General features: G+C 44.0%; 1 protein-coding gene. It reads right to left on the reverse strand.

What is annotated here, in order from left to right; all coding sequences use genetic code 11:
• A partial coding sequence (locus tag OM075_RS25915; protein ID WP_301193428.1) for a hypothetical protein occupies window positions 1–341 on the reverse strand: 341 nt, incomplete at both ends.

Consider the following 341-nt stretch of genomic DNA (forward strand, 5'->3'; position numbering starts at 1 on the left):
GTGGTTTCCTCTGCAGTTGTTCCATCAGCTGGAATGGCCAATGTTCCTGTCCATGCAAATGTATAATCTGCTACACTGCCGGAAGTAAGGATATCATCATTAAAGGTATTGATATTGAATTCAGCTGCTTCATCGGCACAGTAAGTTGCAGATGTGGCTTGCAATGCAGGATCTGGATTAACGGTAATTACTACCTCTGTTTCACTGGTGCAACCTGTTGTATTATCAGTCACAACAGCTCTGAAAGTGGTTTCCTCTGGAGTTCCACCATCGACTGGAATGGCCAATGCGCCTGTCCAAACAAAAGTATAATCAGCTACATTGCCGGAAGTAAGGATATC

The sequence above is a fragment of the Plebeiibacterium sediminum genome (assembly GCF_026013605.1).
In the GTDB taxonomy this organism is placed as follows: Bacteria; Bacteroidota; Bacteroidia; order Bacteroidales; family Marinilabiliaceae; genus Saccharicrinis; species Saccharicrinis sediminus.